At 40.4% G+C, this 8,498-nt stretch carries 5 protein-coding genes; all 5 read left to right on the top strand.

Annotated elements, in window-relative coordinates:
* Window positions 1-746: 746 nt before the first annotated feature.
* The 5 genes from dkgB to H5182_RS13255 all read left to right on the top strand — a co-directional run bounded on the left by dkgB (window position 747) and on the right by H5182_RS13255 (window position 8,479).
* Window positions 747-1,574 (top strand): 2,5-didehydrogluconate reductase DkgB, encoded by an 828-nt coding sequence (gene dkgB, locus H5182_RS13275; protein WP_145241103.1) that lies wholly within the window; start codon window positions 747-749, stop codon window positions 1,572-1,574.
* Between the two features lie 55 nt (window positions 1,575-1,629).
* Complete coding sequence (locus tag H5182_RS13270; protein WP_149982864.1) at window positions 1,630-1,917, top strand: putative quinol monooxygenase; 288 nt, start codon at window positions 1,630-1,632, stop codon at window positions 1,915-1,917.
* A 434-nt stretch (window positions 1,918-2,351) separates the two neighbouring features.
* The gene (locus H5182_RS13265) at window positions 2,352-5,054 is read left to right on the top strand and encodes a TonB-dependent receptor (protein ID WP_182760161.1); all 2,703 of its coding nucleotides are present in this window, start codon (window positions 2,352-2,354) and stop codon (window positions 5,052-5,054) included.
* Between the two features lie 76 nt (window positions 5,055-5,130).
* On the top strand, window positions 5,131-5,907 hold the full coding sequence (locus H5182_RS13260; protein ID WP_182760160.1) for a family 16 glycosylhydrolase: 777 nt from the start codon (window positions 5,131-5,133) through the stop codon (window positions 5,905-5,907).
* A 49-nt stretch (window positions 5,908-5,956) separates the two neighbouring features.
* The gene (locus H5182_RS13255; protein ID WP_182760159.1) at window positions 5,957-8,479 is read left to right on the top strand and encodes a glycoside hydrolase family 3 protein; all 2,523 of its coding nucleotides are present in this window, start codon (window positions 5,957-5,959) and stop codon (window positions 8,477-8,479) included.
* The last annotated feature ends 19 nt before the right edge of the window (window positions 8,480-8,498 follow it).

Genomic DNA, 8,498 nt, shown 5'->3' with positions numbered 1-8,498 from the left:
TAGGGCGTGTTGACCTTTTGTGATTAATTTTGCAGCAGTGTGTTTGGTATTTAGGCAAGGCAGAGCCTATGTAGTGTGGTTGTTCCCCATAAATAGGCGATAACGCAGCATCAATGCCAAACACGCGCTGCCCTTAGGGTTCTTCCTAGGGGCGATTAACTCTTTGTTGCTCGATTTTTACTTAGCCCACTAGGTTACAAATCTCGCGCCGCCATTAAATCGCCCCTAGAGTGAACAAATTTTAATCCACAAAGGTCAACACGCCCTAAAGCGCAGTAGAATAAATCGACTTTGAGCCACTACTTTCAGCGCTAACAGTGTTGAAAATAGCGGCCTTGAGAGATGCACTTTCAATTTTTTTAAAGCAGCCATTTATAAATATAATTATTAGGTTCTAGGGCCGGTTAACCTCTCTGGTTGAAGGTTGTTTAATTTATAAGCTATTTAATCACCATGCTAGGTTTGTAATCTGATGGGTTAAGTAAAAAATTAAGTAAAACTTCCGCACTTTATTCTGGCTATCTACTTACATTAATACTGCCTTATCTAAAAACCAAACATACGGATGTAAAAGTAACTGTGAAAGATAAACAGGCTCTAGCCCTTGAAACTAAGGTTAATGGCCTCATACCTTTTACGAGGTCAAAAATTTTAAATGAACAAAGTAACAGGTGTATTTCGAAAAACTTAGGTTAGAAATCTAATAAGTTTGTATTTAAACCGATTATTTATATAAGGATAAAGTTATGACACAACGTGTAATTGAAATGCCAGACTTAGGCATGGGGACATTCCGCTTAGAAGGAAAAACAGCTTATGAATCTGTAAAAATGGCATTAGAAGTTGGCTTTCGCCATATTGATACCGCACAGATTTATGGCAATGAAGAGCAAGTTGGCCAAGCGATAAAAGACAGCAATATCCCTAGAGACGAGCTATTTATTACCACCAAAGTGTGGAATAACAAACTGAATAAAAGCGATTTTATCGCCAGTGTGAAAGAGTCTCTTAACAAGCTGCAACTCGATTCTGTCGATTTATTGTTGATCCATTGGCCTGCGCCATCAAACGATGAACCAATGAGCGAGTATTTAACTGAGTTATTAACGGCAAAGCAGCTTGGATTAACTAAGCATATTGGTGTATCGAACTTCACTATTGCGAATTTAAAAGAAGCCATGCAAACACTGGACTCACGTGAAATATTCACCAACCAAATAGAAGTACACCCTTATTTAACCAATACCAAGCTACGTGCTTTTTGTCAGCAGCATGACATTCATGTCACCGCCTATATGCCATTTGTGGTAGGTAAAGTGTTAAACGATCATACCATTATTGATATTGCTAAGAAGCATGATGCAAGCCCTGCACAAGTAGTTATTGCATGGGTAAACGCCAAGGGTATGACGACCATTCCGTCATCAACTAAGCGTAAAAATCTTGAAGATAACTTTAATGATAAAGCCGTAAAGCTTGATGAAGAAGACATTGCGCGTATTGATGCTCTCGATTGCGGCGACCGTCAAGCAACCCCAAGTTTTGCACCGCAGTGGGATCAAGACACGTTTTAAGCGTGTTCAATATAAAGTGCAGTGAGTCTGCACTTTTTAATGCAAAGGAATAACTATGTTAACCGTTATAGCAATGCTGTCATGTAAAAACGCTGATGCAGCTACGTTACTTAGTGCACTTGATAACTTACAAAAGTTATCGCGCAAAGAAGTAGGGTGTTTACGCTACGAGCTGGCTGTGAAAAATAATGACACGCAAACAGATTACATTGTAACTGAACAATGGGCTACAAATGAGCACTTTGAAGAGCATAAGTTAGCGCCACATTTTAAAACGTTTGGTGAACAGGCTGGTGCTCTACTTACTCACAGTAATATTGATGTGTATAAAACGATTGGTTAATAATATAGGGGCAGTGTTTAAAGCCACGTATTTTATATCGAGCTTAGCATGTTAAGCATGGCTTTAATCACGCCTTAGCATGTGACAATGAGTGAGCCTTGATAACTTACCTAATGTATTGACCTGCGTTTTTGGGTATATAAAGTTATGCCATGTTATTTTTCATCGCTCACTGGTTATATCCGCTTTCTTTGTGTTTATGGTATCGGTGGCCAGTTTTACTTTCATGCAATAATTTTTTAAGTTTTTTGACTGTTGATACTAAATCAAGGAGTCAGTTTATTTATTGTCCAAGATTTAATTTCGGCTTGTATTATATCTAACTCGCCTTGGCGTATTTGACTAGTAATCAAAAAAGACCCTATGGATACTGTGAGACTGTTAAATAAAAGTAACAAACCTTAACGTTTTACACACACATCAAAAGGTCGAATATGCACACAATAAATAAAAAAGCATTATCAATTGCCGTAGCATTGGCTTGCTCATTCCCGTTACATGCCCAACAAGCTGCTACGAATAATCCAACAAATACGAATGAAAGCAACACTGCGCAAAAACAAAGTACCTCCTTAGAGATTATCTCTGTAACAGCAACCAAACGTAAAACAAAGTTAATGGAAACCCCTGTTGCTATTACAGCATTAACGGAGGCTGAGCTCAGGCAAAATGGCGTAAATAGTGTTAAAGATATTGCTAACCTAGTGCCAGGGTTAGATATCTCCACAGCGACGGATCAATCAGCACCTGTTATCTCGATGCGTGGCGTACGCTCTACCAATATTACTGAGCTTGGCGACCCTGCTGTTGGCGTTCACCTTGATGGTATTTATTCGCCAAGAATGCAAGGAGCGCTAGCTCTGATGTATGACATTGAACGAGTTGAGGCATTAAGGGGGCCACAAGGCACATTATTTGGTCGAAACTCTACAGTTGGTAGCATTAATGTTATCTCAGCAAAGCCTGAATTCACTCATTTATACGGTAATGTGAACGTTGAAGCAGGAAAATACAACAGCAAAAATATTGATGGCGTAATTAATATTCCAATTAATGACGAATTTGCAGTACGGTTTTCTGGCAAAGGATTAAAACGAGATTCTTACCTTGAGGGTTACTACGATCCTAACCAATACGACTCAAGACGATTAAGCGACGATATTCTCAATGCTCCTGTTATCTCAGAGGATTCTTATCAAGGTATTGGTCAAACAGTTACGCAGCGAGAAAACTGGTGGATAGATGGTGCAGGCACTGATCCAGAGGCGCAAAAAGTTCGCCAATTAACCCCCGCAGAAAAAGACGACTTTTATAACAACGCTGATGAATACTCTTTTAGAATTAGTACGCTTTGGGAGCCGTTAGATGGTGGCTTTTCAAATCATACCGTTTTTCAAAAGTACGTTAATAACAGCAATAACAATCTCGATTTAGTTAACTGCGATAAAATTCGCGGTAGAAGTGAAGAGCTGGGCGGCGATTGCACAAACTTTTTACCCAGTGATAATACATATCAAGCTGTTGTGAATGTGCCTGGTAAGCTTAATTTAGATATCACCTATCTTAGAAATACCCTTAACTACGATATAAATGATGAATATTCGCTTGTGTGGCTACTTGGCTATGAGGATATGGAACGCTCTTCAGCACAAGATAGCGAAGTCGGCCTCGATCCTTGGGATGGGGCAACGTACTTTTTAGATGGCACTGGTGCTGAATCTTTTTCTACAGAAGTGCAATTACAATCTGACGAATACGGCGATTTTATTTGGATTGTTGGTGCTAACTATTTCCACGAAAAAACCACGACCTTAGGTTATTACGATAACCCAATGGACGATAAAGCCTTTTGGGATCAACCTGATCGCTCTACAGACGCATTCGCTTTGTTTGGCCAAGGTACATACAATTTAACTGAAAAATTACATCTAACACTTGGTTATCGTTTTAGTGATGAAACGAAAGAAGATAAAGGAGGCAAAACATACCGCTGCTCTAATGCCGATGGTTGCGCTGTTGGTTGGTTAAATAGAACAGATCTAAATAACTTACCAGTTGATTACTACGAAGATCCTTCAATTTATGCGTCATACTTTGCAAACGATAATAAAGGAAGTTGGCAGCATCATGACTTTCGTGTTGGTTTAGACTACGACATTTCACCTGAAACGATGGTTTATACCTATCTTGCCAGTGGTTTTAAAGCCGGCGGAATTGGTGATGTATATGAAGTCGTAAATGATAGAACCGGCGACGTAACACGCTTTGAAACTAAGTTCGACCCAGAAGAAGTACTTACATGGGAGCTTGGCGCTAAATCGAGCTTTTTTGATAATTCATTAAACTTAAAAGCCGCGTTTTTCTACACAGATTACACCGACATGCAATACGCATCAGTGGGCTCAATCGGTAACGTAGAACGTTTATCTGTGGTAGAAGATGAAGATGGCTCTCCCGTTTTAGATAGCAATGGCGAGCCTGTACTTGATTTTCAAAACAAGCCTGTGATTGCTTATTACACACAAAATGTTCCTAGTTCAACAATCAAAGGTATTGAGCTTGAGTTTGATTGGAAGCCATATCCAAGTGGGCGTATCACCGGTTATGTAACCTGGACCGATGCCAAAGTGACGGACGATTGGAATACTAAGTGGGATTACGATGCTGAGTATCTTTTTGATATTTCTTATGAGGAATCAAAAAATCCTGAAAATACACTGCTATCAACCAATCTTAAAGGCAATAACCTAGCGATGACGCCTAAGTTCACGGCAAACATCAGCTACACACATACATTTGATTTAGGTGAATATGGTTTTATCCATAGTTGGCTTAATGCGAGCTGGAAAGATGAATCGTACTCAACAGTATGGAATGTTGATAAACACTTAGATGATATGGACTTTAGCGTGTCGGACGAGGCGACAAAATACATTGACGATAGCCGAGATGCATTTGCAGTCTATAACGCGTCAATTAAATATGAGCCGCAAGGACAAAGCTGGTACGCAGAAGTATTCGTTAATAATGCCTCTGATGAAACTATTCAATATTGGAATAATACTAGCAAAGGAATTCCAAAAGGCAGCTTTGGCATGCCAAGGTATTACGGTGTAAGAGCTGGTTTTTCATTCTAGATAACCTAACCACAATTAAACTTCCCACAGTCAATATACCACTGTGGGAGGTGTACAATTTAAATAAGGATCAATAATGAAAACTAAGCTTATTAGCTCGTTAGTTGCAGGTTGTGTGTTTATCTCACCTTTTACATATGCCAATTATTTTAAAGATAATTTTTCATGGGGTTACGATAATGCCATTTGGAATGCGCGAAGTGGCGACAATGGCTCGCCTTTTGGCTGTGAATTTTCCCCTGCAATGATTAACCCAAGCCAACAGGGGATCACGCTTTCATTATCACAAGGCGCATGTGCTGAGCTGCAAAGTAATAATTTCTATGGCTTTGGCAAGGTGCAAGGCAGTGTTAAGTCAGGGAATACGCAAGGCACTGTGTCTTCCATTTTTACTTACACATCGTGGTGGGATTCACCCGACAGAGCATGGCAAGAGATAGATATTGAGCTTTTACCCTCCCTTGGGAACGTTGTTCATACCAATGTGATTTATCAGCCGCAAGGTGGCACTTATCAAAGCTGGGAAAAGGACATCGACTTAAGTCAGTTTGGGCTTGATTACAGAGAAAACTTATTAACTATTGGCTTTGATTGGTCTAGCAACTCGATTCGTTGGTACCTATACGACGCTCAAGGAAATGAGCAAACATTAAGAGTGCTCTACAAAGACAATGGCGATGGTCATTTAGCTGAAAATGAAATTCCCGCGTATGCATGGCCGATGGATAATACAAAAATAATGATTAACCAATGGAATGGTGATAACTCAACCGAAGGCTATTACTTCCCAGGTCAATACTACGGCAGTCCTTCGTGGGCGTACTATGATTTTATTGAGTACATTCCCCAATAAAATTAAGAAGTTTGTATCTATAAATAGAATTTAATCTCGAAGGTTTTTAATGTATCAAATCAAATATTCTAAATTATTATTTTGCTTATTGCCCGTAGTTGGGGCGCTTACTTGTCAATATTCATTCAGTGCAGAGCGTGAGCAAGTCAACTGGCCTTATGTAAACACTAAACTTAAACGCGATCCCGCTGTAGAAGCGCAAATTGAACAACTACTGGCAAAGATGACCATAGAGCAAAAAGTGGCGCAAATGATTCAGCCCGAAATTGGTTATTTAAGTGTTGAACAAATGCGCAAATATGGGTTTGGTTCATACCTAAATGGCGGTAATACAGCGCCCTATGGCGACAAACGCGCTGATCAGGCCACATGGTTAAAATATGCCGATGAAATGTACCTAGCATCAATGGACTCAACGAAAGACGGTATTGCAATACCGACTATTTGGGGTACTGATGCCATGCATGGACATAGCAATGTGTATGGCGCTACGTTATTTCCGCACAATATTGGCTTAGGAGCTGCGCACGATGCCGACTTAATTAAGCGCATAGGCCAAGCAACAGCGAAAGAAGTCTCAGCCACTGGGATTGAATGGAGTTTTGCTCCTACTGTCGCTGTAGTCAGAGATGATCGCTGGGGCAGAACCTATGAAAGTTACTCAGAAGACCCTGAATTAGTTAGGCTGTATGCAGGTAGTATGGTGACAGGTATTCAAGGTGATATAGGCGCTGACTTTTTAAAAGGCAGTAACCGTATTGCAACCGCAAAACATTTTGTGGGCGATGGTGGTACAGAGCGAGGCGTTGATCGCGGAAATACGCTTATCGATGAAAAAGGATTAAGAGATATTCACAGCGCAGGTTATTTTTCGGCTATTAATGAAGGTGTGCAATCAGTGATGGCATCATTTAATAGTTGGAATGGCAAACGTGTACATGGCGATAAACATTTATTAACGGATGTACTTAAAAACCAACTTGGTTTTGATGGGTTTGTAGTCAGTGATTGGAATGCTCACAAGTTTGTAGAAGGCTGCGATTTAGAGCAATGTGCGCAAGCAATTAACGCGGGCGTTGATGTGATCATGGTGCCAGAGCATTTTGAAGCGTTTTATCATAATACTGTTAAGCAAGTGAAAGACGGTGTAATCGCAGAATCAAGAATTAACGATGCCGTTAGGCGCTTTTTAAGGGCTAAAATCCGCTGGGGTGTGTTTTCGAAGAGCAAACCATCAGCGCGACCTGAATCACAACACCCGCAGTGGTTAGGTGCTAATGAGCATCGCACTTTGGCAAGAGAAGCGGTTCGTAAGTCACTCGTTCTATTAAAAAACAACGAAAACGTGCTGCCAATCAAAGCGAGTAGCCGCATCTTAGTTGCCGGCAAAGGCGCAAATGCAATCAATATGCAAGCAGGAGGCTGGAGTGTTTCTTGGCAGGGCACAGACAATACCAATAGTGACTTTCCAAATGCGACCTCTATTTATGCGGGTTTACAGTCGCAAGTAACAAAAGCGGGTGGTGAGATCACTTTGAGCGAGTCTGGTGAGTATAAAACCAAGCCAGATGTAGCCATTGTTGTTATTGGTGAAGAACCTTATGCAGAATGGTTTGGTGACATCGAGATGCTTGAGTTTCAGCATGAAACTAAACATGCACTTGCGTTATTAAAGCAGCTTAAAGCTGATAATATTCCTGTAGTAACGGTATTTTTAAGCGGCCGCCCGTTGTGGGTTAATAAAGAGCTCAATGCATCGGATGCCTTTGTTGCTGCTTGGCTACCAGGCTCTGAAGGTGAGGGCGTTGCAGATGTACTATTAACTAATAGCGAAGGTAAAGCCCAGTTTGATTTCAGCGGTAAGTTGAGTTTTTCATGGCCTAAATATGATGACCAATTTACGTTAAACTTAAACGATGCTGACTATGATCCATTATTTGCTTATGGCTATGGCTTAACTTATCAAGACAAAATAAATGTGCCTGTTTTGAGTGAGAAAACCAGCCCTAAAAAAATGGTTAATAGTGACTCACATCCCCTGTTTGTAAGAAACTTAGCCAAAAATATGACTTGGCAACTGGCAGATACAAGCACAGAAAAGGTGTTAGCCAGCGGTGCATCAGCAACCAGTGGCGATAAACAAAGTTTACTTATGCAATCAGTCAATTTATCTTATCAAGAAGATGGCCGTGGCTTTAATTGGCGCGCACAAGCCGCTGTTAGCTTGAGTTACCTAGAGCCTAAACAGCTAGATAGTAAATTTAGTGCAGGTTACCTTGAATTAAAAATGCGCATAGATAAAGCTCCTGAACAAGGAGCAAACTTGCAAGTCATGTGTAGCGAAAATCATTGCTTAAGGAATATTGATTTTTCATCGTTTTCACAATTAATGACAGACAAAAGTTGGCATACTCTAGCAATCCCTTTGCACTGTGGTGATAGCGGACTTGCTGAGCAAAAAATAACAGACGCGCTGCGCATTACCAGTCAAAATTTAAGTTTAGCAATTGCTGATGTGGCGTTGACTATAAAACCGAGTAATGACTCATTATCATTAACGTGTGCAAAGTAATACCCTATGGCTGTTGATT

Origin of the sequence: Pseudoalteromonas sp. SG44-17 (genome assembly GCF_014164235.1) — a bacterium.
Classification (GTDB): domain Bacteria; phylum Pseudomonadota; class Gammaproteobacteria; order Enterobacterales; family Alteromonadaceae; genus Pseudoalteromonas; species Pseudoalteromonas rhizosphaerae.
Note: the sequence above shows the minus strand (reverse complement) of the source record. Positions and strands in the feature narration are given on the sequence as shown.